Source organism: Salinimicrobium sp. CAU 1759 (genome assembly GCF_054482715.1).
The window spans coordinates 1,785,815-1,809,063 of record NZ_JBTLRK010000001.1; the positions used below are offsets into that span (position 1 = coordinate 1,785,815).

25 protein-coding genes are annotated in these 23,249 nt (G+C 40.3%); 10 read left to right on the forward strand and 15 right to left on the reverse strand.

Annotated features, from left to right (window positions below):
• The first annotated feature begins 71 nt into the window (after positions 1–71).
• Together ACXYMT_RS08080 and ACXYMT_RS08085 are read left to right on the forward strand one after the other, a co-directional pair.
• On the forward strand, positions 72–629 hold the full coding sequence (locus ACXYMT_RS08080) for a YeeE/YedE family protein (RefSeq protein WP_459058572.1): 558 nt from the start codon (positions 72–74) through the stop codon (positions 627–629).
• Position 630: 1 nt separating this feature from the next.
• Entirely contained in the window at positions 631–1,047 is a 417-nt protein-coding gene (locus ACXYMT_RS08085; protein ID WP_459058573.1) for a DUF6691 family protein, read from the forward strand.
• On the opposite strand, the gene ACXYMT_RS08090 is transcribed toward ACXYMT_RS08085, so the two are convergent.
• Complete coding sequence (locus ACXYMT_RS08090; RefSeq protein WP_459058574.1) at positions 1,044–1,397, reverse strand: hypothetical protein; 354 nt, start codon at positions 1,395–1,397, stop codon at positions 1,044–1,046. The genes ACXYMT_RS08085 and ACXYMT_RS08090 overlap by 4 nt on opposite strands.
• A gap of 161 nt (positions 1,398–1,558) precedes the next feature.
• Positions 1,559–2,185 (reverse strand): trimeric intracellular cation channel family protein, encoded by a 627-nt coding sequence (locus tag ACXYMT_RS08095; RefSeq protein ID WP_459058575.1) that lies wholly within the window; start codon positions 2,183–2,185, stop codon positions 1,559–1,561.
• Positions 2,186–2,326: 141 nt separating this feature from the next.
• Between ACXYMT_RS08095 and trxB the strand changes: the two genes are divergently transcribed.
• A complete protein-coding gene (gene trxB, locus ACXYMT_RS08100; protein WP_459058576.1) occupies positions 2,327–3,298 on the forward strand; it encodes a thioredoxin-disulfide reductase in 972 nt (323 codons plus the stop codon).
• Positions 3,299–3,688: 390 nt separating this feature from the next.
• On the opposite strand, the gene ACXYMT_RS08105 is transcribed toward trxB, so the two are convergent.
• The 3 genes from ACXYMT_RS08105 to ACXYMT_RS08115 form a co-directional block, all read right to left on the reverse strand.
• On the reverse strand, positions 3,689–5,380 hold the full coding sequence (locus ACXYMT_RS08105; RefSeq protein ID WP_459058577.1) for a PspC domain-containing protein: 1,692 nt from the start codon (positions 5,378–5,380) through the stop codon (positions 3,689–3,691).
• Positions 5,373–5,717 carry a PadR family transcriptional regulator gene (locus ACXYMT_RS08110; protein ID WP_459058578.1) on the reverse strand — a complete coding sequence of 115 codons (345 nt, stop codon included), beginning with the start codon at positions 5,715–5,717 and terminating at the stop codon, positions 5,373–5,375. The genes ACXYMT_RS08105 and ACXYMT_RS08110 overlap by 8 nt, the downstream gene beginning before the upstream one ends.
• Positions 5,718–5,788: 71 nt before the next feature.
• A complete protein-coding gene (locus ACXYMT_RS08115; protein ID WP_459058579.1) occupies positions 5,789–6,310 on the reverse strand; it encodes a DUF4870 domain-containing protein in 522 nt (173 codons plus the stop codon).
• A gap of 143 nt (positions 6,311–6,453) precedes the next feature.
• Here ACXYMT_RS08115 and ACXYMT_RS08120 point away from each other — a divergent pair, with 143 nt between their 5' ends.
• The 3 genes from ACXYMT_RS08120 to ACXYMT_RS08130 all read left to right on the forward strand — a co-directional run bounded on the left by ACXYMT_RS08120 (position 6,454) and on the right by ACXYMT_RS08130 (position 8,206).
• Positions 6,454–6,906: a DUF4442 domain-containing protein gene (locus tag ACXYMT_RS08120; protein WP_459058580.1), complete on the forward strand. Its 453-nt coding sequence runs from the start codon at positions 6,454–6,456 to the stop codon at positions 6,904–6,906.
• Between the two features lie 174 nt (positions 6,907–7,080).
• Positions 7,081–7,881, forward strand: a complete 801-nt coding sequence (locus ACXYMT_RS08125) for a TIGR00266 family protein (protein WP_459058581.1) — start codon at positions 7,081–7,083, stop codon at positions 7,879–7,881.
• 127 nt (positions 7,882–8,008) lie between these two features.
• Complete coding sequence (locus ACXYMT_RS08130; protein WP_324719497.1) at positions 8,009–8,206, forward strand: hypothetical protein; 198 nt, start codon at positions 8,009–8,011, stop codon at positions 8,204–8,206.
• Positions 8,207–8,262: 56 nt separating this feature from the next.
• Here the strand turns inward: ACXYMT_RS08130 and ACXYMT_RS08135 are convergent, their stop codons facing one another.
• From ACXYMT_RS08135 to ACXYMT_RS08165, 7 genes are all read right to left on the reverse strand, one after another.
• Positions 8,263–9,204: a LysR family transcriptional regulator gene (locus ACXYMT_RS08135; protein ID WP_459058582.1), complete on the reverse strand. Its 942-nt coding sequence runs from the start codon at positions 9,202–9,204 to the stop codon at positions 8,263–8,265.
• 236 nt (positions 9,205–9,440) lie between these two features.
• Entirely contained in the window at positions 9,441–11,666 is a 2,226-nt protein-coding gene (locus tag ACXYMT_RS08140; RefSeq protein ID WP_459058583.1) for an NADP-dependent isocitrate dehydrogenase, read from the reverse strand.
• 537 nt (positions 11,667–12,203) lie between these two features.
• Positions 12,204–12,554 carry a 50S ribosomal protein L19 gene (rplS, locus tag ACXYMT_RS08145; RefSeq protein ID WP_324719494.1) on the reverse strand — a complete coding sequence of 117 codons (351 nt, stop codon included), beginning with the start codon at positions 12,552–12,554 and terminating at the stop codon, positions 12,204–12,206.
• A 115-nt stretch (positions 12,555–12,669) separates the two neighbouring features.
• On the reverse strand, positions 12,670–13,356 hold the full coding sequence (trmD, locus tag ACXYMT_RS08150; protein ID WP_459058584.1) for a tRNA (guanosine(37)-N1)-methyltransferase TrmD: 687 nt from the start codon (positions 13,354–13,356) through the stop codon (positions 12,670–12,672).
• Between the two features lie 71 nt (positions 13,357–13,427).
• Positions 13,428–14,009, reverse strand: coding sequence for a hypothetical protein (locus ACXYMT_RS08155; RefSeq protein ID WP_459058585.1), 582 nt, complete (start codon positions 14,007–14,009; stop codon positions 13,428–13,430).
• Between the two features lie 300 nt (positions 14,010–14,309).
• Positions 14,310–15,758, reverse strand: a complete 1,449-nt coding sequence (locus tag ACXYMT_RS08160) for a glyceraldehyde-3-phosphate dehydrogenase (RefSeq protein ID WP_459058586.1) — start codon at positions 15,756–15,758, stop codon at positions 14,310–14,312.
• A gap of 122 nt (positions 15,759–15,880) precedes the next feature.
• On the reverse strand, positions 15,881–17,248 hold the full coding sequence (locus ACXYMT_RS08165; protein ID WP_459058587.1) for a S1C family serine protease: 1,368 nt from the start codon (positions 17,246–17,248) through the stop codon (positions 15,881–15,883).
• A gap of 134 nt (positions 17,249–17,382) precedes the next feature.
• On the opposite strand from ACXYMT_RS08165, the gene dapF reads away from it, so the two are divergent.
• The 4 genes from dapF to ACXYMT_RS08185 all read left to right on the forward strand — a co-directional run bounded on the left by dapF (position 17,383) and on the right by ACXYMT_RS08185 (position 20,599).
• Entirely contained in the window at positions 17,383–18,177 is a 795-nt protein-coding gene (dapF, locus tag ACXYMT_RS08170) for a diaminopimelate epimerase (RefSeq protein WP_459058588.1), read from the forward strand.
• Positions 18,165–18,686, forward strand: coding sequence for a GNAT family N-acetyltransferase (locus ACXYMT_RS08175; RefSeq protein ID WP_459058589.1), 522 nt, complete (start codon positions 18,165–18,167; stop codon positions 18,684–18,686). The genes dapF and ACXYMT_RS08175 overlap by 13 nt, the downstream gene beginning before the upstream one ends.
• Before the next feature lies 1 nt (position 18,687).
• Positions 18,688–19,731, forward strand: coding sequence for an endolytic transglycosylase MltG (mltG, locus tag ACXYMT_RS08180; RefSeq protein WP_459058590.1), 1,044 nt, complete (start codon positions 18,688–18,690; stop codon positions 19,729–19,731).
• A gap of 193 nt (positions 19,732–19,924) precedes the next feature.
• Positions 19,925–20,599, forward strand: coding sequence for a peptidoglycan-binding protein LysM (locus tag ACXYMT_RS08185; RefSeq protein ID WP_459058591.1), 675 nt, complete (start codon positions 19,925–19,927; stop codon positions 20,597–20,599).
• Here the strand turns inward: ACXYMT_RS08185 and ACXYMT_RS08190 are convergent.
• Genes ACXYMT_RS08190 through dnaA form a run of 3 tightly spaced genes read right to left on the reverse strand, consistent with a single transcriptional unit; the run spans position 20,577 to position 23,192 of the window.
• Positions 20,577–21,305 (reverse strand): SAM-dependent methyltransferase, encoded by a 729-nt coding sequence (locus ACXYMT_RS08190; protein ID WP_459058592.1) that lies wholly within the window; start codon positions 21,303–21,305, stop codon positions 20,577–20,579. The two genes, ACXYMT_RS08185 and ACXYMT_RS08190, sit on opposite strands and share 23 nt — an antisense overlap.
• A gap of 1 nt (position 21,306) precedes the next feature.
• Positions 21,307–21,762 (reverse strand): low molecular weight protein-tyrosine-phosphatase, encoded by a 456-nt coding sequence (locus tag ACXYMT_RS08195; protein ID WP_459058593.1) that lies wholly within the window; start codon positions 21,760–21,762, stop codon positions 21,307–21,309.
• Positions 21,763–21,764: 2 nt separating this feature from the next.
• Entirely contained in the window at positions 21,765–23,192 is a 1,428-nt protein-coding gene (gene dnaA / locus ACXYMT_RS08200) for a chromosomal replication initiator protein DnaA (RefSeq protein WP_459058594.1), read from the reverse strand.
• Positions 23,193–23,249 lie beyond the last annotated feature (57 nt).

Sequence of the window (23,249 nt, forward strand, 5' to 3'; positions counted from 1 at the left end):
CATCAGGTTTCATGATAAGGTATTAGCCCCAAGGAAAGAAAGGAAGCTTTATATTTGCTGAAAATTTCTTTATGGAATATCTTTTTGAACCCTGGCCCTGGTATGTTTCTGGCCCATTGATCGCAGTGGTCATGTTTCTGCTCATCTTCATGGGTAAGAAGTTTGGGATGTCCTCCAATCTCGAGACCATGTGCACAATGTGCGGGGCGGGAAAAAAGGCTTCCTATTTCAATGTCGACTGGAAAGGGAGCCGATGGAATTTAACTGTCATTCTTGGTGCAGCCATAGGTGGTTTTATAGGAGCCCACCTCTTATCTAACAGTGCTGAGGTAGAAATAGCAGCAACTACAGTATCCAATCTAAAAGAATTGGGTTTTAATAGTGCGGGAAAGGCTTATCTACCCGAAAGACTTTTTAGTTTGGAGGCTTTGACCCAGCCGGGACCACTTCTTATTTTATTGACAGGTGGCCTGTTAATTGGCTTTGGAGCACGCTATGCTGCAGGTTGTACTTCGGGTCATGCCATCTCCGGGCTTAGTAATCTGCAGCTTCCATCGTTGATCGCTGTTATAGGCTTCTTCATAGGTGGTCTAATCATGATACATTTATTATTTCCTTTAATATTTTAAAATGAAAAGAACAGCCGGTTATTTATTAATAGGGATCTTTTTCGGGATTGTAATGTATAAATCTGAAGCTGCATCCTGGTTTCGAATTTACGAGATGTTCCAATTCGATTCGTTTCACATGTATGGGATCATAGGTTCTGCATTATTAATGGGGATCATAGGAGTGCAGCTTATAAAAAGAAGTAATGGAAGATCATTTTTTGGAGAACCAATAAAAATAGTCCCTAAAGAAAGAGGCTTCAAAAATTACCTTTTTGGAGGTATTATTTTTGGACTGGGCTGGGCTTTGGCAGGAGCATGTCCCGGGCCTATTTACACACTTATTGGAGCTGGTTATGTATCTATTTTGGTAGTGTTATTAGGCGCACTAGGGGGCGCTTTCCTGTACGGATTGCTTCGGAAGTATCTTCCTCATTAACGGGTGACACAGGCAAAAGAAGATCTGCCATATACAGAAAGTTCATAGATCACTCCTTCTCTCCATTTCTCTCCATCCAGGGCTTGATCCTGAAGTCTTTTCTGAAGGATATCTACTACTTCAGGATCTTCGCAAGCAACGCTTAAATACTGAATGCTGTTTTCTTCAGAAATAGAGAAGAATACAGTGACAGATTTTCCTTCTTCAAGAGTGTGGTCGGTATCCCGAAGTAATTGTTCAATTTCAGCAGAAAGACTATTAAGGTCATAAATTTTCCCTGATTTTTCGGCGTAGATAACTGTGCTCACAGTGATCGCTAAAGTCAACAGCAGTAATTTAAAACGTTTCATGATGCAAATCTTTAAAAGTTAATATCAAATTCTTCGGGGGATTTTGACTCTTTACTTTAAAGACTTACTGGAAATGAATTCGTTACAGATATAGGTGAAATTTTTTGAAGATATTTTCCTGTTAATTTGAAGAGGCCTCAAAAATAGCATTTTTGAAAGCTCTATTTTTGGTCGGAAAGATAAAAGGACGGAAGGGAGATATGGAATTTAACTGCCATCAACCTTATCACAATCACGGTAAGGGAAGTGAGGACATAGATCAAATCCTGCTGCATTCCTGCTTCATAGAGCAGGATAAACGCCATACCACCTACAATGCAAGCGGTCGCATAGATCTCTTTTCTAAAGATCACCGGGATCTCATTACATAATATATCTCTAATAACGCCGCCAAAAGTACCGGTCATGGTGCCCAGGGTAATGGAAATGATGGGATTTAGATCGTTCTGGATTCCTATTTCAACTCCGGTAATAGTAAAGATCCCCAGCCCTATAGTGTCGAATAGAAAAAGAGACTTCTTCAGGTGATCAAGATCTTTTCTAAAGATAATGGCAAGAACTGTTACTAAGCCTATCAAATAAATATAAATTGTATTTTCCATCCAGGTAACGGGGGTATTACCTATTAATGTATCACGTATGGTTCCGCCGCCAATAGCTGTTACAAAGGCAATTATAAAGATCCCGAAAAGATCCAGTCGCCGGTTCATGGCCGAGAGAGCTCCCGAGATGGCAAAGGCTATGGTTCCCAGCAAGTCCAGGATATTAAAGAGGGAAAGTTCGATCATGCTGCAAAGGTATAGGAATAGTGACAGCTTCTAAAGTCTTCTGCTTTAAGCTGATCATATAGTTATATAGGAAATCTGTATACTCAAACCTGTAAGATTTATTGGAAAGTTACTACTTTTACAGGAAGAAATTTTTTGACCATGAGCGAAACCAGAGAAAGAATAAAATGTTTAATAATAGGATCGGGACCGGCAGGATATACTGCTGCCATTTATGCTGCCAGGGCAGATCTTCACCCGGTCATGTACACAGGATTAGAGCCTGGAGGACAGTTGACTACAACTACCGAAGTGGATAACTTTCCGGGATATCCTGAAGGTATTGATGGTCCTGCAATGATGATCGACCTTCAAAAACAGGCCGAAAGATTTGGAACAGAGGTGCGTATTGGAATGGTGACCGAAGTTCAGCTTAGTAAAGAAAATGGCGGAATTCACCAGGTATGTGTGGACAATTCAACATGGGTGGAAGCCGAAACTGTGATCATCTCTACAGGTGCCACTGCAAAATATTTAGGACTTCCAAGTGAACAAAGACTAAGAGGAGGCGGAGTGTCAGCATGTGCTGTGTGTGATGGTTTCTTTTATAAAGGACAGGAAGTGGCTATTGTTGGAGGAGGGGATACGGCGGCCGAAGAAGCTACCTATCTTGCCAATATATGTACAAAGGTTACTATGCTGGTAAGAAAGGACGAACTGCGGGCTTCAAAAGCTATGCAGCACAGGGTCTTTAACACCAAGAACCTTAAGGTACGATTTAATACTGAGGTTGATGAAGTGCTTGGAGAACAGGTTGTGGAAGGACTTAGAGTGGTAAATAACCAAACCGGAGAAAAAGAAGAAATTAAAATTACCGGACTTTTTATCGCAATTGGACATAAACCTAATACAGAGATCTTTAAGGGGCAGCTGGATATGGACAGCACCGGATATTTGATCACCCAGGGAAAAAGTACCAAAACCAACATTCCCGGCGTTTTTGCATCGGGAGATGTGCAGGACAAGGAATACCGACAGGCGATCACTGCTGCCGGAACAGGTTGTATGGCAGCTCTGGATGCAGAGAGATATCTTGCTACAGTAGAAAGTAGTGAAGAAGTGACCGCAAAGTAAAGATCCCTTGATGATAAGATTATAAAGCTGCCTGAAAAGGCAGCTTTTTTTATGACAATAATTTCGTGATCCTGATTATAAACACCAACAACAGCTTTATTCTTCACTGCTATTCTCCGGCACGTCTGGTTCTAAATTTTAAGATTGGGTTCTTTTAAAGTGCTGTGGTATCTCTTGTAAGAAATAAGAAACAAGAAAATTTGAACAAAAAAAGACTGCCCTTTGGAGCAGTCTTTTTTATTTCAGGTAGTATTTTCTAACAATCCCCGGATTGTTGAACTGAATGAACTTTTTCAATTCCAACTTCTTCCGAGACTTCAGTTCTAATTTCTTCGCCAGTAGAAAATAGCAGGCTGAGAAGGCTGGCAATCAGGATTTCTATAAGAGTGCTCATGGCTGAGGGATGGTATCAGTTTCAGTCATGACCGGCTCTTCATCCTGCAACTCTTCATCAAAAGTTTCGTCAAAGCTGTCTTCAGTATCCCAGTCATTTTCAGAATCTCCCCAGGGGTCTTCTTCCTCTTCGGGGCAATCGAGACATTCAGCTCCCTCTCCGGTTATCTTGAGGTATCTCTCTTCATATCCATTGTGTAGGATATCGCCGTAATAATCGGTGTTCCTGTGAAAGGAATAGGTATTATCATTAGCATATAACACGGTCCCCACCGGAAGGAATAAGGTTACCTGTACCTTCTGTTCCCGGTATTTGTTCGCAGGATCTGTGGTGAGAATACCGCTAAGGTCTAAACGTCCATTTGAAAAGTTTGAATGGTAATAGATATCTTCTGCTCGTTCACGTGCCTCATCGTAGGTCTTACCTTCAGCCATTTTAATAATCTCCATTCTACCAGTAGAATCTGAAGTAGATTTGACGATCAACTGCACATTTTGCGACCAGATCACTTTCTGGTTATCTCCATTATAGGAGATACTGAAATCGTTTGACTGATAAGGTGTAGAGTTTAACTGAGGATCTCCTACCATGTTAATGTAAAGCGTATCATTTGCGGTTACAGGAAGATTTTCGGTAATTCTTACCTCTCCGTCAAAAGCTCTTTCGGTAGCCTGTTGAATTCCGAAGAAAATCAATCCCAGCACCGAAATGATCCAAAGTCCCAGGAGTACAAGTTTCGCAGTTCTTCCTATTGATCTGAGATTTTTAACCAGGATCTTCAATCCCAGAATAAAGAGGAAGAAGAATGGAATTCCTACTGCAAAGAATGCAAGCAAGGATATGATCCAAATACTATCGGCACCGGGGCCTACTATCTCCACATAATCTGTCCATGGTGCTTCGATGATTCCAAAGGTTCCTATTGAGAACAAACCTATAAACAATCCTATGAGAGTAAATCCTGCAATTAGCAGCAAGAATATACCAATAAGTTTTACAAAGAGGTTGAGAATGAATTTTACGACATCACCTACTGCGGTTGCAGCTGAATTGGCTCCAGACCGGGCTTTATAACCATACTTTTCGTAGTTGATGTCCTTCATCTTTCCCGACACATCATCAAAGCCCTCCCTAATTTTGCGTTCAATGTTGCTAATGGTTACAGGCTCCCCGCGCATGGCAAGCTTATCGGCAGTAGTTTTAGCTTCAGGCACGAATATCCAAAGGGCGATATAAATAAGTATGAATGCACCTGTCGAGAAAACGGTAAGTAATATCCATAGAATCCTTATCCAAAGAGCGTTTATTCCCGTATAATGCGCAAGTCCCGAAGATACTCCTCCAATGTAGCTATTCTCTGTATCGCGGAAGAGTTTTTTACCTCTGGTCTTTTTATAAACAGGCTCATCTTCAAAGATCTCGTCATCCAACACATAATCTTCAGGTTGTCCCATGACAGAGATCACTTCATCCACTTCCCTTAAACCAATTACCTGTTTTTCATTTTTTATCTTTTCTGAAAATAGTTCGGCTATACGGGCTTCGATATCATGAATGATCTCTTCCTGGCCAGAAGTATTAGTAAGAGACCTCTTTATAGCCTCGAGATAATGTTGCAGCCTGGCATAAGCATCCTCATCAATATGAAAGAAAATGCCGGCAAGATTTATGTTGACTGTCTTATTCATGATTTTTAGGTTTTTGGGTAGTTACTATTGTTACTGCGGTTTGCAGTTCGTCCCATGTATGGGTGAGTTCTTTTAAAAATATCTTTCCGGTCTCTGTTAGGCCATAATACTTTCGTGGCGGTCCGCTGGTAGATTCTTCCCAGCGATAGGTGAGCAATCCGGCATTTTTGAGGCGGGTTAACAAAGGGTAAATCGTACCTTCTACCACCAGGAGTTTTGCGCTTTTCAAGGTGTCGAGGATTTCGGCTACATAAGCGTCATTATCCTTGAGGACAGACAAAATGCAGTACTCCAAAACACCTTTGCGCATTTGTGCCTTTGTGTTTTCAATCTTCATAGTGTTTGGTTTTGAATGTTGTTGAACTGTTCATTTTTTGATTGATTGATGATTAATGATTGATTAAATTATTATTCCGGAGCCTTGTCTGACTCTTGGGTTTTTGTGATTTCCTGCTGTTCCTGATATTCTCCCGCATTAAGGAAATTAATGGTCAAAGGATATTGGTAAAGCCGCCCTTCACCTGCTCTAATTGTTGCTGAAACAACTGCATAAAGGTTAAGCACAAAAAGTGCCAGGAGGAGAAAAGCCATAGTCATTATATAGATGATGATAGGGCTTGCCTCCATTGGATTTCCAATCCATTGATGGTGATCATCAATATAGAATGATCCTTCGAAGTTCATGTTTAAGCCAATGATGATCGCACCGGCGACGCCTACCATAACAAGAAAGAAGGCATATAGAAAGAGACTTATCTGGAAATTGAGTGCCTGCTTCCCGTGTTCATTTACGAATGGATCTTTCTTCTTCGCAGTCCAGAAGATCAACGGAAAGATGAAATTCCCAAAAGGAAAGAAAAATTGCGTAAAGGTCGATAAGTGGATCAATGCTGCCACTGTTTTGTCATGATTTTGTGATTGATTGTTCATTATGATTGATTTTCTAATACAAATATATATCTTAAAAACAGTATTATGCAAAACAAAGTACTATATTTTTTATCCAAGGCTTAAAATTTAACATTTGAGCATGTTGAATAATTTGAATACTTTTAAAAAAATCTTCAACAACTATGGAAGTTTCTTCCCAAAAACTAAATTCTTTTTTGATATTTAAACTCCCCAGTGCCTGGCTTTGTGGAGTTAGAGTGAAGGAGATCGATGAAAGTCACTGTGTTACTGCAGTCAAACATCGCTGGATCAATCAAAATCCTTTTAATTCCCTCTATTTTGCTGTACAGGCTATGGCTGCCGAGCTAAGTACAGGAGCCCTGGTCATGACCGCAATACGGGCTTCTAAAAAGCCCATTTCCATGCTTGTTGCTCAGAATAAATCCCGGTTTACAAAAAAAGCGACTGGAAAGATCTCTTTTATATGCAACGATGCCAATCTGGTTTCTACAGCCATTGAAGAAGCAGTAAAAACAGGAGAGGGGCAAACCTTCTGGATGCGCTCCCGCGGACTCAATGAAGAGGGACAGGAAGTTTCTGTCTTCGAATTTGAATGGACGATTAAAGTGAAGTAGTTAGTAGTTAGTAGTTAGTAGTTAGTAGTTAGTAGTTAGTAGTTAGTAGTTAGTAGTTAGTAGTTAGTAGTTAGTAGTTAGTAGTTAGTAGTTAGTAGTTAGTAGGGAAGAGATAAACCTCTAACTTAAATAGTAATAATAGACCTTAGACCTTAACACATAAACCTTATTAAGATGAATGCACACGAAATAGACTATGAAATCTTTGGAGAAGAGATGCAGTATGTGGAGCTGGAACTGGATCCACAAGAGGCTGTTATTGCCGAAGCCGGGAACTTCATGATGATGGATAACGGTATAAAGATGGACACCATCTTTGGAGATGGATCAAAACAAAATGAAGGCTTTCTTGGAAAAGTTCTGGGAGCCGGAAAGCGTCTACTTACCGGAGAAAGTTTATTTATGACCATCTTTACCAACCAGATACAGGGAAAGAAGAAGATTAGTTTTGCTTCCCCTTATCCGGGAAAGGTGATTCCTCTGGACCTGACAGAATATGGGGGTAAATTTATCTGCCAGAAGGACGCGTTCTTATGTGCTGCCAAGGGAGTGGCAATAGGAATAGAGTTTAGCCGAAGACTGGGCCGTGGTTTTTTTGGAGGAGAAGGTTTTATCATGCAAAAACTGGAAGGCGACGGGATGGCCTTTGTACATTCGGGAGGTACTACTGCTAAAAAGGTATTGCAGCCGGGGGAAAAGCTAAAAGTAGACACCGGTTGTATTATTGGTTTCACAAAGGACGTCGATTACGATATTGAATTTATAGGAGGGATTAAAAACAGCCTTTTTGGAGGGGAAGGATTGTTTTACGCCACCTTAACAGGCCCGGGTACTGTTTTTGTTCAATCTCTCCCCTTTAGTAGACTTGCCGGCCGTATTCTTGCTGCGGCACCACAAGGTGGAGGTAAGGACAAAGGAGAGGGTAGTATCCTTGGCGGCCTTGGGGATATAGTAAGTGGAGATAACCGTTTTTAGTGTGTTAAATTAACTTCATCTTGTTCCGAATCTGGAAAAAATTGCTATTTTTATATCGTTAACGAAAACGATTTCGCTTATTGGTGACCATTACTTTTTCTAACCAAGGTTAACTAATTTAATAATTATGGCAAGAGCGATGTTCGAGTACACCAAAACGGTCCTAAACAAGGTTAGTTTTGATGTTACTCTGTTCTGCAAAGAAGTGAAAAAAGCGCTTCAACGACTATTACCTTATGAAATAGAGGAGTTGAAGCTGTACATTTTTTCACTAATTCGGCAAAATCCCGAATTAAATCAATGTTTAATTTATCTAAATCCTTAGAAATAGGAAAAGCGGCTCAAAAAAGAGCCGCTTTTTTTTAATCTTTACTTTCAATGCTACTTTTTGTGAAGCGGACTAATAATCTGCACGTTTTGAAAGGCTATTGCACCTTTGATAACACCGGCTATAGTACTGCGAAGAGCTTCAATTATTTGCATTTTTAATTCGCTCTTATTATAAATAAGGCTCACCTCTCTCGCAGGATTGGGCTCCCTGAACATTCTTATATTTTTCTTTTCATCATCCTTTAGGTCGAGGGTGTGAAGATAGGGCAGGAGGGTCATCCCCAAGCCTTCGTTGGCAAGTTTGATCATAGTTTCAAAACTTCCACTTTCCAGTTGAAAATGATCTTCATCGGTATTTCGACTTGCTTTGCACAAATTTAGAATACCATCTTTAAAACAATGTCCATCTTCCAAAAGGAGGATGTCATTGAGATCAAGGTCTTCCACTTCGATTTTCTCTTTGGAATGCAATCTATGTCCCTGCGGAATATAACCAACAAAAGGTTCATAATAGAGTGCTTGTTCCTTGATCCCCGCAAGTTCAAGAGGTGTGGCAGCTATTGCTGCATCCAGGTGTCCATCCTGTAGTTTCTCAATTATTGCTTCTGTATGTAGTTCCTCGATCTTAAGGTTGACTTTCGGGTACTTCTTGATGAAGTTATTGAGGAACATGGGTAAAAGGGTAGGCATGATTGTCGGGATTACTCCGAGTCTAAAAAGACCTCCCACAAATCCTTTTTGCTGGTCTACAATATCTTTTATCCTGTCGCTTTCATTTACAATATTCCTTGCCTGCTGTACGATCTTACGGCCTGTTTCGGTAAGCTCAATAGGTTTTTTACTGCGATCAAAAATGAGGACATCCAGTTCTTCCTCAAGCTTCTGGATCTGCATGCTCAAAGTCGGCTGAGTGACAAAAACCTTTTGTGCAGCTTTGGTGAAGTTCTGGTGTTCTGCAACAGCTAATACATAATGTAACTGGGTAATGGTCATTTGTTCCGTAAAATTAAGTTCAGATGCAAAAGTATTTATTTTTTCTATAGTAGGAGCAAAAAAGGATTCGTTTCTCTATAACTCCGCTTTTTATATTGAGTCGTCTGCCTATTATACTTAAAGTCGCTCTAATACTGATGCTTAAAAATGCCATTTTTAGATACTCTATTGTTCGTTCTATTAAAAGAAAAGAGCCGGGTTTTCCCCGGCTCCTCTGTATTTAAATTGTATAAATTCTATTCTCCTCTAAGAATCCTGTTGAAAGTTTCACTCGGTCTCATTGCCTTGTTTACTTTGTCTTCTTCAGGCTGATAGTATCCTCCAATGTCTACTGAAGCTCCCTGTGCATCCAGAAGTTCCTTCAGGATCTGGTCCTTATTTTGTTCCAGTCTTTCACTAACCTTCTTAAAATGATCTTTTAGCTCCTTGTCTTCATTTTGTTCAGCTAAAGCCTGAGCCCAGTATAAAGCCAGGTAAAAGTGACTTCCCCTGTTGTCAAGCTCATTCACTTTTCTTGACGGGGATTTATCTTTTTCCAAAAACTCTTCTGTAGCTTTGTCTAAGGCATTTGAAAGGATCAAAGCTCTTTTGTTATCATACTTGTCTCCCAAATGTTCCAGGGAAACGGCCAGGGCCAGGAATTCTCCTAAGGAATCCCAGCGCAGGTGACCTTCTTCAACAAACTGTTGCACGTGTTTTGGAGCAGAACCTCCTGCACCTGTTTCAAATAATCCACCACCATTCATGAGCGGTACAATAGAAAGCATCTTGGCACTCGTTCCAACTTCCAGAATTGGGAAGAGATCGGTCAGATAATCTCTGAGTACATTACCGGTTACAGAAATGGTGTCTTTACCATTCTTCAGCCTTTCAAGAGTATACCTGGTAGCTTTCTCAACAGACATTATCTTGATCTCAAGACCAGAAGTATCATGGTCCTTGAGATAAGTGTTTACCTTCTTGATGAGTTCGGCATCATGAGCTCTTTCTTCATCCAGCCAGAATACAGCGGGACTACCTGTAGCTCTGGCACGTGTAACAGCAAGTTTCACCCAATCCTGTACAGGTGCGTCTTTGGTTTGGCATGCTCTCCAGATATCTCCTTCTTCCACCTCATGTTCCATAAGAACTTTTCCATCCTGTGTGACGATCTGTACTTTGCCTGATTCTTTTAATTCAAAAGTTTTATCGTGAGAACCATATTCTTCAGCTTTTTGAGCCATAAGACCAACGTTGGGCACTGTACCCATAGTGGTAGGGTCAAAAGCACCATTTTCTTTACAGAATTGGATGGTCGTTTCATAGAGATCGGCATAACTGCTATCCGGGATAACAGCTTTGGCGTCTTGAGGTTTGCCTTCTGCATTCCACATCTTTCCTGAAGTTCTTATCATTGCAGGCATGGACGCGTCAATGATCACATCACTTGGAACATGCAGGTTTGTAATTCCCTTATCGGAATTTACCATGGCAAGATCTGGCCCTTCCTCAATATCCTGTTCAATATCTGCGTTTATTTTCTGTTGTTTTTCCTCCGGAAGATTATTGATGGCGTTAAGAACATCCCCAAGCCCACTGTTGGGATCGGCACCCGCTTCTTGCAATTCCTGTCCATACTTCTCAAAAATGTCTTTAAAGAAGACCTTTACAGCATGACCAAAAATGATAGGGTCTGAAACCTTCATCATGGTTGCTTTCATATGCAGGGAGAAGAGAACCCCTTTATCTTTTGCATCTTTGACCTGTTCTTCAAGGAAATTAATTAGCGCCTTTCTACTCATGAAAGTCCCATCGATAATTTCCCCTTTTTGAAGCTGAAGGTCTTTCTTTAGTATTGTAGTACCGCCTGTAGTAGTTTGAAGTTGAATGTTAACCTTGGTAGCCTCCTCTAGGGTCACAGATTTCTCATTGTGTTTAAAATCATTGCTATCCATCGTAGCTACATGGCTTCTGGAATCCTTGCTCCATTCCCCCATCGAGTGAGGGTGTTTTTTCGCATAATTTTTAACTGCTTTTGGAGCTCTTCGATCTGAATTTCCTTCCCTAAGTACCGGGTTTACAGCACTACCTTTTACTTTGTCGTACTTTTCTTTAATTTGTTTTTCTTCTTCAGTTTTAGGCTCATCGGGATAATTAGGAAGATCGTATCCTTTATTCTGCAACTCTTCAATCGCTGTCTTGAGCTGCGGAATGGAGGCGCTAATATTCGGTAATTTTATGATATTGGCTTCCGGTTGCTTTGCCAGCTCGCCTAACTCTGCCAGATCATCAGAAACTCGCTGATCTTCTTTGAGTCTGTCCGGAAACTGAGAGAGTATTCTTCCTGCAAGAGAAATATCCCTGGTTTCCAGGGCAATGTTAGCAGGTTTTGTAAAAGATTCTACAATTGGTAAGAGTGAATATGTTGCGAGGGCAGGAGCCTCATCAGTTTTTGTGTAAATAATCTTTGTTGTGTTCGACATATAGAAATTTTTATTTTTTGGTCAAAGGGTTTGCAATTTACCATTTTTCGAGCTCATTTCACAGGAGGAAGGTGGAAGATAGTGAGGCATTGGCCGTAAATTGTACAAAAAAAAGCCATTTCACTATTTGAGTAATGAAATGGCTCTAATGAAATAACAATGATTTGCTGAACTTTTACATTCTCAAGTGAAATCTATATTTCACAAGCAGGTTGTTATTTCATCTGGATCAATCTACATTTCCCAAAAGAGTGTGTGTAAATGATCCGAAAATGTTTTTACCAATTAAACCAACTATGCATAATCATATTGTTATTCAAAATGGTAAAAACTATGTAAAGATCTTTGCTCTACATTGGAGTTTGTAAGAAGAATTCCTTGCGACATTCTTTTGCTTAAAACTCTAATTTAAATTTACGAAACAAATATTTATCCTGCAAACAATTTACGTTCAGTCACTTATAAATATTTCTTAAAAATTGAGACAAATAAAAAAGCCCCGGAATCGGGGCTTTTTCATTGACTATTATTAGAGTATTAAGCTCTTCTTTCTTTAATACGGGCTTTTTTACCTGTAAGTTCTCTAAAGTAGTAGATTCTGGCTCTACGTACTTTTCCTCGTTTGTTGACTTCGATTTTTTGAAGTGCAGGAAGGTTAAGTGGAAAAATACGCTCAACACCTACAGTTCCACTCATTTTACGAATGGTGAAAGTCTGAGAAGCTCCTGTTCCTCTCTTCTGGATCACAACTCCACGGAAGAACTGCGTACGGGTCTTTTGACCCTCCGTAATTTCATAGTAAGCAGTAATAGTGTCTCCGGCTGAGAATTCAGGAAACTCCTTCTTGGTTACGAACTCGTCTTGTACAAATTTAATTAAAGATTCCATGTTTCTAATGGTTTAAAAATAAGTCTAAAACAACATTCACGGTGATCGCCAGAGGTTAATTTAGAAACGTGTGCAAAAGTAAGAAAAATTCTTATTCTCTAAAGCAAAGTGAAAATTATTTTCCTTCCTCTTCTAGGAGGTCCGGGCGTAAGCTTCTCGTTCTTTCCCACGCCTGGTCTTCCCGCCATTCTTCAATTTTTGGCGTATTGCCCGAGGTTAGTATCTCCGGGACCTTCCAGCCTTTATATTCGGCCGGCCTGGTATATATGGGTGGAGCGAGTAAATTGTCCTGAAAAGAATCGGTTAAGGCAGACGTTTCGTTGCCCAGAACTCCCGGCAGCAAGCGTATTACTGCATCACACAACACCGCGGCACCCAATTCTCCTCCCGAGAGCACGTAATCTCCCACAGAGATCTCTTTGGTTATAAAGTGATCTCTCACTCTTTGGTCAACGCCTTTATAATGACCGCAAAGAATGATAAGATTTTTTTTCAGGCTCAGTTCATTGGCCAAACCTTGCTTTAAAGTGGCACCATCAGGAGTCATGTAAATCACCTCGTCATAGTCCCGTTCCGCCTTTAAAGCTGAAATACATTTGTCTATAGGTTCGATCATCATTACCATCCCGGCACCCCCTCCAAACTGGTAATCATCTACCTGTTTGTAATTGTCGGTCACGTAGTCCCGCAAATTGTGGAGGTGGATCTCAACAAGTTCTTTTTCTATAGCTCTTTTTAAGATGGATGCCTCAAAAGGACTTTTTAGAATGTCTGGGACAACAGTAATAATATCAATTCGCATGGCGACAGAAGATTAAGCTTTGTGAGCTTTGAGCCCGCAAAGTTAAATAAAAACCTAAAGTGGAAAAGGGCTTATTTAGCCATTTTTAGCTGCTTGTTCTTTTCGTCCTGCAGCAAACGCCCCAATCTCTGTTCCTTTTCAAGAGATTTAGCCCTATAAGTGTCGAATTCTTTTTCAAGCTCCGCAAGATTCTTGCGCGCCTCTAAGGTATGAATATGGCTTTTTTTGAATCTTACTACAAATAGTGCCAGTGCCAGAATCAAAACACCTATAACGCTCCACATACTGCTGTTGTATGCCGACTTGCTAACAGACATTCCTAATACAGCAATTTCATCTTTTTGGGCAGTCACTGCATTTAATTGCCCTTGTATCTCTTCAAGTTCAGCCTCAAGATCAGAAATTTTTAACTTCTGAGTCTTAAAAGCCTCTTTTGAAGCGGCGATTTCTTCTTTGAGTTCGGCGATCCTGTTAGAAGTAAGTTGTTGTAAAGTTGTAAGTTGATCTGTGTCCACTACTTTGTAACCCTTAAAATTATTGGAGTTGGTGATCAACTCCTGAAATTTTTCGTCAATAGTGGTTTCTGTTGAGGTCTGTCCTACTGCGTTAGTAAGAGTAAATAAAAAGAGGGAGGCAAAAAGAATTTTTTTCATAGCAATTATTATTGTTTTTTGATCACTACCACAACGAAGGCTGACAGCTCTTATTGTTGAAAAAATCTCGTTTTTTCTTCTTTAACTTCCTGTGTATAAGTGCCCGATGGGTAAGCGGATGCAAAACTAAAGAATATAAACGGTACAGCTTTAGGCCTGTAAAATTATTTTAGTTAATTTTTAATAGGAACATTGGCAGCATTAAAAACTTTCAAATATTGCATTTATTTTGCTGAACTAAGGCATGAAAAAACCCGCCACCTTTTGGGTGACGGGCCTTCAAACTAATTAAACTCTCATTTAATAATAGGTAAACCTTCTTACCTTCGCAATATACTTGGCCAGCCTTATCACCTGGTGGCTATAGCCATATTCATTGTCGTACCACACATATAGTACAATATTCTTTCCGTTACCCGATACTATAGTGGCGTTGCTGTCATAGATAGAAGGTTGTGCAGACCCAACAATATCTGTAGATACCAGCTCATTATCTATTGAGTACTTGATCTGTTCCACAAGATCTCCTTCCAGGGCATACTTTCTAAGTATCTTATTTACCTTTTCTTTTGAAGTTGTTTTTTCTACCTCCAGATTAAGAATAGCCAAAGAGCCATTAGGTACTGGTACTCTAATGGCATTGGAAGTGAGTTTGCCGTCAAAAACAGGAAGAGCTTTGGATACTGCCTGTCCTGCACCGGTTTCGGTAATCACCATATTTAATGCGGCAGCACGACCTCTTCTATATTTGTTATGCATATTATCTACCAGATTCTGGTCATTTGTATAGGCATGGATGGTTTCCAGGTGGCCATGAACCACTCCTAAAGAATCCTGTATCGCTTTAAGCACAGGAGTTATGGCATTCGTGGTGCAGGAAGCAGCCGAAAAGATGGAAACCTCGTTAGGGTCATGTTCTAAATGGTTTACCCCATGTACAATATTAGGAATTCCTTTGCCCGGAGCTGTGAGTAGAACCTTTGATGCGCCTTTTGAGCTGAGGTGTCTGCTGAGAGCTTCCTTATCTCTAAATGCACCGGTGTTATCAATAACAAGAGCATCCTTTATTCCGTAGGAGGTATAATCGATCTCTTCCGGCTCGTTTGCAGAGATCATATGTACAGTAGTTCCATTGATGATAAGACACTTCTTCTTTACATCAAAAGAAACTGTACCCGAAAAATCTCCATGAACAGAGTCATTCTTAAGAAGACTTGCTCTTTTTTCCAGCACGGTCTCATCAATTTTTCCTCTGGTCACAATAGCTCTTAATCTTAATTGACTTCCCTTTCCTGTACGCGTCATTAGCTCACGAGCCAGTAGTCTTCCAATGCGACCAAAGCCGTAAAGAACTACATCTTTGGGAGTAAGTTCTTCTACTTTTTTTGCATCTTTTAATTTAGAGGATACAAAGGCAGTAGCGTTAGAATGTTTATTGTCTTCCAGGTGGTATTCGAAGGTCAGCTTTCCAATATCAAGTTTGGAAGGTGGGAAATCCAAACGCTGGATAGCCTCTGCAATCTCTACGGAATCAAAAATTGAAATTGGCTTTTGTACAAATTCTCCTGCGTACTCGTGTAGGTCCAGGATGTCACTCACGTTGCGATCGATCAATTGATTCCTGAATAGAACCAGTTCAATGGATTTATCGTACCATAGATCACTTACAGTTTTGATGAATTGCACTGCAGCCCTACGACGATCTGCCTGAAAGGCTAATTCTTTCTCGTAAACTTCGTTAGAGTTCATTCTTCTTTTGGTGTTGTGTTGAAATTGCGGCAAAAATATATATTTCAAACGTTTTCGTAAAGGATTTTAAATAAAAAAATACCTGCCAAAAAGCAGGTATTTTCAGGTATTTCTTTAAAAGATTATCGTCGCCACACATACTTCTGTTTCTCCCCATCGGGAGTCACAAAAGTTACTGAGATAGGCTCTCCTGCAGATCTTTGCTGCATGATCTTTTCTACATCTCCCACGTTTCTTACGGGAATATTGTCAATAGCTGTTATTATAGTTCCATAAAGTTGCTCATTTTGCATTTGTGGAGTTAGGCCTCTGGTGATTTTAACACCGTTCTCCACGTTGCGTTCTTTAAGTTCTTCGGGAGTTGCGTTAGATACTTCAAGACCTATAGCTTTAATTTGATACACTTCATATTTTGTAAGCTTTACGTCAAATTCTCTGGTGTTTCCATCCCTTATCACCTTTACCTTCACAACATCGTTTGGTCTCTTAGAGCCAATATACCCTGTGAGATCTGAGAACTTTCTGATTTTTACATTATCTATTTTCTGAATAACATCTCCAGAGCGTAAGCCTGCTTTATCTGCCCCGCTTCCCTGTTCAACTTCATCGATATAAACTCCTTCAGAAACTGCAATGTCATAGTCACTAGGCACACTGGCAGCCTGTACGCCGCGAATACCAAGTATACCTTGCTGTACATCTCCATATTCAAGAATATCCTCTACAATTTTACGGGCATTGTTGGAAGGAACTGCAAAGGCGTAACCCACATAGGTTCCCGTCTGTGAGGTAATGGCTGTATTAATGCCTATCAATTCCCCATAGATATTCACGAGAGCTCCCCCACTGTTACCAGGATTCACTGCTGCATCGGTTTGGATAAAAGAAGAGATGTTCTCGTCCATTCCCAGATCACGGGATTTTGCTGAAATAATACCGGCAGTCACTGTGGAGGTAAGATTAAAAGGATTTCCAACAGCAAGTACCCACTCCCCAATTCGGGCGTTATCTGAATCTCCGAAGGGAAGATAATCAAGGTCTTCAGCATCAATTTTTAACAGGGCAATGTCGCTCTTGGGATCGGTCCCAATGACTTCGGCCATGTAGTTCTGATTATTATTTAAGGTAACCTGAAGGCGATTAGCATTCTGGATCACGTGATTATTCGTAACTATATAGCCGTCAGGAGAAATGATGACTCCGCTTCCCGCCCCGCGCAGTACCTGGGAGGTAGCTGAAGAAAATGGCGAGGTTCTAACTGCTGCAACGTTCTTTACGTGTACCACCGCATTTACCGATTTATTTGCTGCTTCGGTAAAATCTGCATTAGCGTCTGGAGGTAGCGAGTTCATATTTACCGGAGTATAGTCGGGAATAGTCCTGCTTTCCTGAACAAAGACAGGGTCTTTATCAATAAAAAGGATGTATCCTCCTAGAGTAAGAGCTCCGCTTAAAAGAGAGATCATGAGAAAACTTGCGAATCTTTTCATATATCTATTGTTTTTTAATTATTGTGGAACAAAAAGTTTAATGATTTAGCACGGTTCTGCCACAGTTTAATCCTGGTTTAACCGCTCCCGTTTTTTGTGTTTTATTGTATCTTTGCCCCCTCAAATTCATCCAGATGAAGCTGAACTTCTTTAAATATCAGGGTACGGGAAATGATTTTATTATGGTAGATAACCGTACTTCTGTTTTATCCAAAAATGATACCAATCTAATCAGATCCCTTTGTGACCGAAGATTTGGCATTGGCGCCGATGGTCTTATCCTGCTCGAAAATTCTCCTAATGAAGGGGAGGATTTTAACATGGTCTACTTCAATGCCGATGGTAATGAAAGCAGCATGTGTGGAAACGGAGGCAGATGTCTTGTTGCTTTTGCAAAATACCTCGGAATAATCTCAAAAGAAGCAGCATTTGGAGCAATAGATGGTTTCCATAAAGCTGTAATTGAGGATGACCTTGTAGGACTGAAAATGACAGAAGTAAAGAGTGTTTCTGAAGCAGAGAGTGCATTTTTTCTAGATACAGGTTCACCGCATCATGTCATTTTTTCAGAGGAAATTAAAGACATAAATATTCAGGAAGAGGGATCTGCAGTAAGATATTCAGAAGACTACAATTCTAAAGGTGGCACAAATGTCAATTTTGTGTCGCCGTTAGATACTGCATCGTTTAATGTGAGAACCTATGAAAGAGGGGTGGAGGCGGAAACCCTTTCCTGTGGTACTGGAGTAACGGCTAGTGCACTTGCAGCGTATCATAGTGGCAGAACTACTTCAACTATTGTGAAATTGGTCACCCCGGGTGGAGAACTTACAGTAAGTTTTAAACCTACTGCCGAAGGATTTGAAGATATTTGGTTAACAGGTCCTGCAAAACAGGTCTTCAAAGGAGAAATAGAATGCAATCTTTAAAAGGAGATCTGGTTTATTTAAGAGCACTGGAGCCCGAAGATCTTGACCTGCTTTTTGAGGTAGAAAACAACGAGGAGTTTTGGGAGGTAAGTGCAACCAGTGCTCCATTTTCCCGATATATCCTAAAGCAGTACCTGGAGAATTCCCATAGAGACATTTATGAGGTGAAACAGCTTAGGCTGGTAATTTGCGAAAATAGCGGGGAAGCTGTGGGCTTCATTGATTTGTTCGATCTTGATCCAAAGAACCGTCGTGCCGCCTTGGGAATCCTTATCATCAATAGAAAAGACCGAAAAAAAGGGTTTGGAACAGAGACACTGCAATTAGTTTCAAAATACTGCTTCACACATTTAGGTTTACATCAGGTCTATGCAAATGTTGGAGAAGATAATATCTCAAGCAAATTATTGTTTGAAAAAGCCGGATTCACTGTGGCAGCCAGGAAAAAAGACTGGAACCTGGTGGGGGGAGAATATAAAGATGAAATTACCTATCAATTGATCAATTAAGATGTATATCAAGAAAATATTAGTAATAATTGCCCTTTTAGGAATCGTGGTTTTAGCGGGATTTTCCTGGTATATATATGATGTGATCTTTTCTCCCAACACCTCTTTTTCCGAAGAAAGAGTAGAGATTTTTGTTCCCACCGGTGCAGATTATTCAACAGTACGGGAGCTCCTGGAGCCATACCTCGAGGATGTAAATGAATTTGGCATAGTTGCACAAAAGAAAGGTTACATAAATAATGTGAAGGCAGGGAGGTTTATTCTCAGGAAAGGAATGAACAATAACGAAATCGTCAACACCCTTCGCAGTACCAATGAGCCGGTGTGGGTTACCTTCAACAATCAGGAACGCCTGGAAGATCTTGCCGGCAGGATTGCTTCTCAAATCGAAGCAGATAGTATTGCTCTTCTGGAAAGTATGAAGGATACAGCCTTTTTAAAGGAGTATGGCTTTAAAGAAAGAAATGCTCTGGCTATGTATGTTCCTAACAAGTACCAGTTCTTTTGGAATACTTCTGCCGAAAAATTCAGGGAGCGTATGAGGGCAGAATACCAACGCTTCTGGAATGAAGAGCGATTGGCTAAGGCAGAAGAAATTGGTCTTTCTCCACATGAAGTGATGGTGCTTGCCTCTATAGTTCAGAAGGAAACCGCTAAAGTGGATGAAAGGCCGAAGGTGGCAGGAGTTTATATGAACAGAATTAATAATGGATGGAAACTTGACGCAGATCCTACCGTAATCTATGCTCTTAAAGACCGGCTTCAGAATTTTGATACAATTATTAAGCGGGTGCTGTATGCCGATCTTACGATTGATTCCCCATATAACACTTATAAATATAAAGAATTACCTCCCGGGCCTATTGCCATGCCTGATATTTCATCCATAGATGCGGTTTTGAACTATGAAGATCACAACTACTTCTACTTTGTGGCCGATGTGGAGAATTTTGGGTACCACAAATTTGCGAGGACCCTTTCTCAACACAATGCTAATAAAAGAGCTTATGTGAGGTGGATCAATGAACAGAAGATAAATAGGTAATTTATTATTTTTCAGCAAGTTAAATTCATTATACTATTTTTCTCTTTGGCACGTTCTATGCTTTAATGTGAGCACCGAGAATTTCTTTAAGATTGGTTTAACAAGCTGATAGTAAGATTATTAAAAAAATTCTTACATTTGTCGGCCGTTTTGAAAAGATCTTTTAGATTTTTTAGGAGCAAAAACAAATAGGATGAAGAAGAAAGTTGCAAAATTTTCAGTATTACCGGTTGTAGGAGCATCGATATTCTTTTACAGCTTTTCTACCAAGAAAGCACAAGATTTGACCGATGCTGTTCTTGAAGAATTCAAGACAGTAAACGAGGAGTTAAGCTTTGAAGTTCCGCAAGCACCAGATGCTGTAGCCTTTGATCCACAGCTTCGTTCATATCCCGAGTTAGGAAAATCATATGTGGCTTTTAAAGAAGCTCTGGGTTTTAAAGAATCCGGTGGTGATTATAAGATCATTAACGAATTTGGATATATGGGTAAATATCAGTTTGGAAGGGGAACTTTGAAATTGATAGGAGTGAGAGATACCAATCTTTTCTTAAATTCTCCCGATCTCCAGGAAGCTGCTTTTTACGCTAATGCGTACCGAAACAAATGGATTCTTCGTAAAGATATCAAGCAATTTCAGGATAAAGTGATCAACGGGATCAAAATAACCGAATCAGGTATTTTGGCGGCCGCTCACCTTGCAGGTCCCGGGAATGTGAAAAAGTTCCTTAGAAGCAACGGAACCAATAGCTTTAGCGATGGCTTTGGAACATCAATTAAGCATTACTTTAAAAAATTTGAAGGCTACGACACTTCATTCGTAGTTCCCGATAGAAAAGCGAAGGTTAATAATCCTTCTGTAATATAAAAATAGTGGGCCTTTTATGAAGGTCCACTTTTGTTTTACGCCATTCTGAAGCAGTTTTTGTTACTATAAATTCCGTGCTCAGAGTTAGATCACAGGCTACGCAGATACGGGTGGCTGGGTGAAGCATTCCGGTGAGATCTTCCAGCATTTTGTTATTCCTGTATGGAGTCTCAATAAATGCCTGTGCCTGATTTTTCTCCAAAGAAATCCTTTCTAAATCTTTTATTTCAGCTTTTCTGGCTGCTTTATCAATTGGCAGATAGCCATTAAAGGCAAAATTTTGTCCATTCATACCCGATGCCATCATGGCCAGAAGAATAGAGGAGGGGCCAACCATTGGCACTACCTGGATTCCTTCACGATGTGCGATCTTTACTACCTCTGCACCGGGGTCGGCAACGCCGGGACATCCTGCCTCGCTCAAGAGTCCAATGTCTTTTCCTGCTTTACAGGCTTCCAAAAATGACGGAATATCAGCAGGGTCGGTATGTTTGTTCAGGAGGAAAAAACTCAATGAGGGTTGAGATTTTCCCGGTACCAGCTTTTTTATGGCTCTCCTCGCAGTTTTTTCATTTTCAGCAATGAAAACATTTAACCTTTCTACCTGTTGTTGTACGGTGGCGGGTAGAACCTCCAAAGGTTCATTATCTCCCAGGGTAGTTGGAAGTAAAAATAATTTTCCGCTATAAGAGAAATTATTGTTCAATCTACTGGTGCTTTTGGGCAATTACTTCACAGGCTTCATCCAGCATTTTATAGACTTTTTTAAATCCGTCTGCCCCGCCGTGGTATGGATCCGGAACTTCGACATTTTCACCTGGAAAGATCTCATTGAGGATCAAAAATACCTTCTCCTTATCTTCTTCATTTCGGGCGAGGGAAAGTACATCGTAATAATTTGACATATCCATCACATAGATCTTGTCAAAATCATCAAAATCTTGAACCGAAAATTGTCGCCCGCGTTGAGACCGAATGTCGAGGTTATTTTGTTTGGCTATATCAATTGATCGGGTATCGGGACCCTCATCAACATGATAATTACTTGTTCCGGCCGAGTCTACGAATACTTTGTTTGGATCAACTTTGGATTTGAGAATACCTTCGGCCAGGGGTGACCTGCAAATATTGCCAAGACACACCATCAGGATCCGGGTTTTCATTCTTAAAGAGTAAGTTTTTTGTTGATGTCCTCAACAAATTTATTGAACTGTTTGTCTGTTGAAGCTAAATTATCAACAGTTTTACATGCGTGCAAAACAGTGGCGTGATCTCTTTTTCCAATTTGGCTACCAATGCTGGCTAAAGATGCCTTGGTAAACTTCTTTGCAAAGAACATGGCAAGTTGACGCGCCTGCACTATATGTCTTTTTCTTGTTTTGGATTGTAAAGTTTCCACATCCATTTGGAAGTATTCACTTACAATCTTTTGAATGTAATCAATAGAAACTTCGCGCTTAGTGTTCTTGACGTAATTGTCGACTATCTTTTTAGCAAGATCAAGAGTAATATCTTTTTTATTAAAGGAAGAGTGAGCGATAAGAGAAATTATAGCTCCTTCCAACTCCCGGATATTTGTCTTGATATTGTTTGCCAGGAATTCTACTATATCCTCAGGCATATCCACACCATCGCGATAAAGCTTATTCTTTATAATAGAAATTCTGGTGTCAGTATCAGGATGTTGCAGTTCTGCCGAGAGCCCCCATTTAAAACGGGAAAGCAATCTCTGCTCAATGTCCTGCATATCTACCGGTGCTTTATCACTGGTAAGGATCACCTGTTTGCGATTTTGGTGCAGGTGATTAAAGATATGGAAGAAAACATCCTGAGTTCCGGCTTTTCCTGATAGTAACTGGATGTCATCCACGATCAATACATCTATGATCTGGTAGAAATGAATAAAATCATTTCGGTTATTCTTTTTGACGGACTCAATATACTGCTGGGTGAATTTTTCTGCAGAGATATAAAGTACTGTCTTTTCCGGATACTTGTCTTTGATCTCGATCCCAATAGAGTGGGCGAGGTGTGTTTTCCCTAAACCAACCCCACCAAAAATTAATAGGGGGTTAAAAGATGTCTCTCCGGGTTTGTTGGCCACCGCAAGTCCTGCAGATCTCGCCAGCCGGTTCGAATCTCCTTCCAGAAAGTTGTCAAAATTATAGCTCGGGTTAAGCTGAGATTCTATTTTAACATTTCTGATCCCGGGAATGATAAAAGGGTTCTTTAGCTCCGGGTTCTTATTCTTAATAGGAACGTCGACCTCCTGGGAAGCTACATTAGAACGGTTTGTACTTGGTATTTTTTCTGTAAAAGGTTGCTTGTTCCCATAGGTGTTTTCCATCCTTATCACATAGACCAGTTTCGCCTGGTCTCCCAGCACCCTATTTAACGAAACCTTAAGAAGTTTAACATAATGTTCTTCCAGCCACTCGTAGAAGAATTTTGAAGGAACCTGAATGCTTAAAGCTTTATCTGTAAGTTTAACCGCCTGAATAGGTTCAAACCAGGTTTTATATGCCTGGGGGGTAATGTTGTCTTTAATGAAGGCTAGGCAGCTATTCCAAACTGATTGCGCAGTTTCTGACATTCCGGATTCTAAATTAATAATGCGTTTGTTAGTAGTGACTTCCATAAGAAAAAGAGA

Bases quoted from the DNA above. Each gene is read 5' to 3' on its own strand.
- ACXYMT_RS08095 (WP_459058575.1), bottom strand. From the start codon at position 2,185: ATGATCGAACTTTCCCTCTTTAATATCCTGGACTTGCTGGGAACCATA.
- ACXYMT_RS08090 (WP_459058574.1), bottom strand. From the start codon at position 1,397: ATGAAACGTTTTAAATTACTGCTGTTGACTTTAGCGATCACTGTGAGC.
- dnaA (WP_459058594.1), bottom strand. From the start codon at position 23,192: ATGTCAGAAACTGCGCAATCAGTTTGGAATAGCTGCCTAGCCTTCATT.
- ACXYMT_RS08120 (WP_459058580.1), top strand. From the start codon at position 6,454: ATGGAAGTTTCTTCCCAAAAACTAAATTCTTTTTTGATATTTAAACTC.
- ACXYMT_RS08165 (WP_459058587.1), bottom strand. From the start codon at position 17,248: ATGAAAAGATTCGCAAGTTTTCTCATGATCTCTCTTTTAAGCGGAGCT.
- ACXYMT_RS08080 (WP_459058572.1), top strand. From the start codon at position 72: ATGGAATATCTTTTTGAACCCTGGCCCTGGTATGTTTCTGGCCCATTG.
- ACXYMT_RS08110 (WP_459058578.1), bottom strand. From the start codon at position 5,717: ATGAAGATTGAAAACACAAAGGCACAAATGCGCAAAGGTGTTTTGGAG.
- ACXYMT_RS08185 (WP_459058591.1), top strand. From the start codon at position 19,925: ATGAAGAAGAAAGTTGCAAAATTTTCAGTATTACCGGTTGTAGGAGCA.
- trxB (WP_459058576.1), top strand. From the start codon at position 2,327: ATGAGCGAAACCAGAGAAAGAATAAAATGTTTAATAATAGGATCGGGA.
- ACXYMT_RS08160 (WP_459058586.1), bottom strand. From the start codon at position 15,758: ATGAACTCTAACGAAGTTTACGAGAAAGAATTAGCCTTTCAGGCAGAT.
- ACXYMT_RS08130 (WP_324719497.1), top strand. From the start codon at position 8,009: ATGGCAAGAGCGATGTTCGAGTACACCAAAACGGTCCTAAACAAGGTT.
- ACXYMT_RS08105 (WP_459058577.1), bottom strand. From the start codon at position 5,380: ATGAATAAGACAGTCAACATAAATCTTGCCGGCATTTTCTTTCATATT.
- rplS (WP_324719494.1), bottom strand. From the start codon at position 12,554: ATGGAATCTTTAATTAAATTTGTACAAGACGAGTTCGTAACCAAGAAG.
- ACXYMT_RS08195 (WP_459058593.1), bottom strand. From the start codon at position 21,762: ATGAAAACCCGGATCCTGATGGTGTGTCTTGGCAATATTTGCAGGTCA.
- ACXYMT_RS08175 (WP_459058589.1), top strand. From the start codon at position 18,165: ATGCAATCTTTAAAAGGAGATCTGGTTTATTTAAGAGCACTGGAGCCC.
- mltG (WP_459058590.1), top strand. From the start codon at position 18,688: ATGTATATCAAGAAAATATTAGTAATAATTGCCCTTTTAGGAATCGTG.
- trmD (WP_459058584.1), bottom strand. From the start codon at position 13,356: ATGCGAATTGATATTATTACTGTTGTCCCAGACATTCTAAAAAGTCCT.
- ACXYMT_RS08085 (WP_459058573.1), top strand. From the start codon at position 631: ATGAAAAGAACAGCCGGTTATTTATTAATAGGGATCTTTTTCGGGATT.
- ACXYMT_RS08140 (WP_459058583.1), bottom strand. From the start codon at position 11,666: ATGTCGAACACAACAAAGATTATTTACACAAAAACTGATGAGGCTCCT.
- ACXYMT_RS08125 (WP_459058581.1), top strand. From the start codon at position 7,081: ATGAATGCACACGAAATAGACTATGAAATCTTTGGAGAAGAGATGCAG.
- ACXYMT_RS08155 (WP_459058585.1), bottom strand. From the start codon at position 14,009: ATGAAAAAAATTCTTTTTGCCTCCCTCTTTTTATTTACTCTTACTAAC.
- dapF (WP_459058588.1), top strand. From the start codon at position 17,383: ATGAAGCTGAACTTCTTTAAATATCAGGGTACGGGAAATGATTTTATT.
- ACXYMT_RS08135 (WP_459058582.1), bottom strand. From the start codon at position 9,204: ATGACCATTACCCAGTTACATTATGTATTAGCTGTTGCAGAACACCAG.
- ACXYMT_RS08115 (WP_459058579.1), bottom strand. From the start codon at position 6,310: ATGAACAATCAATCACAAAATCATGACAAAACAGTGGCAGCATTGATC.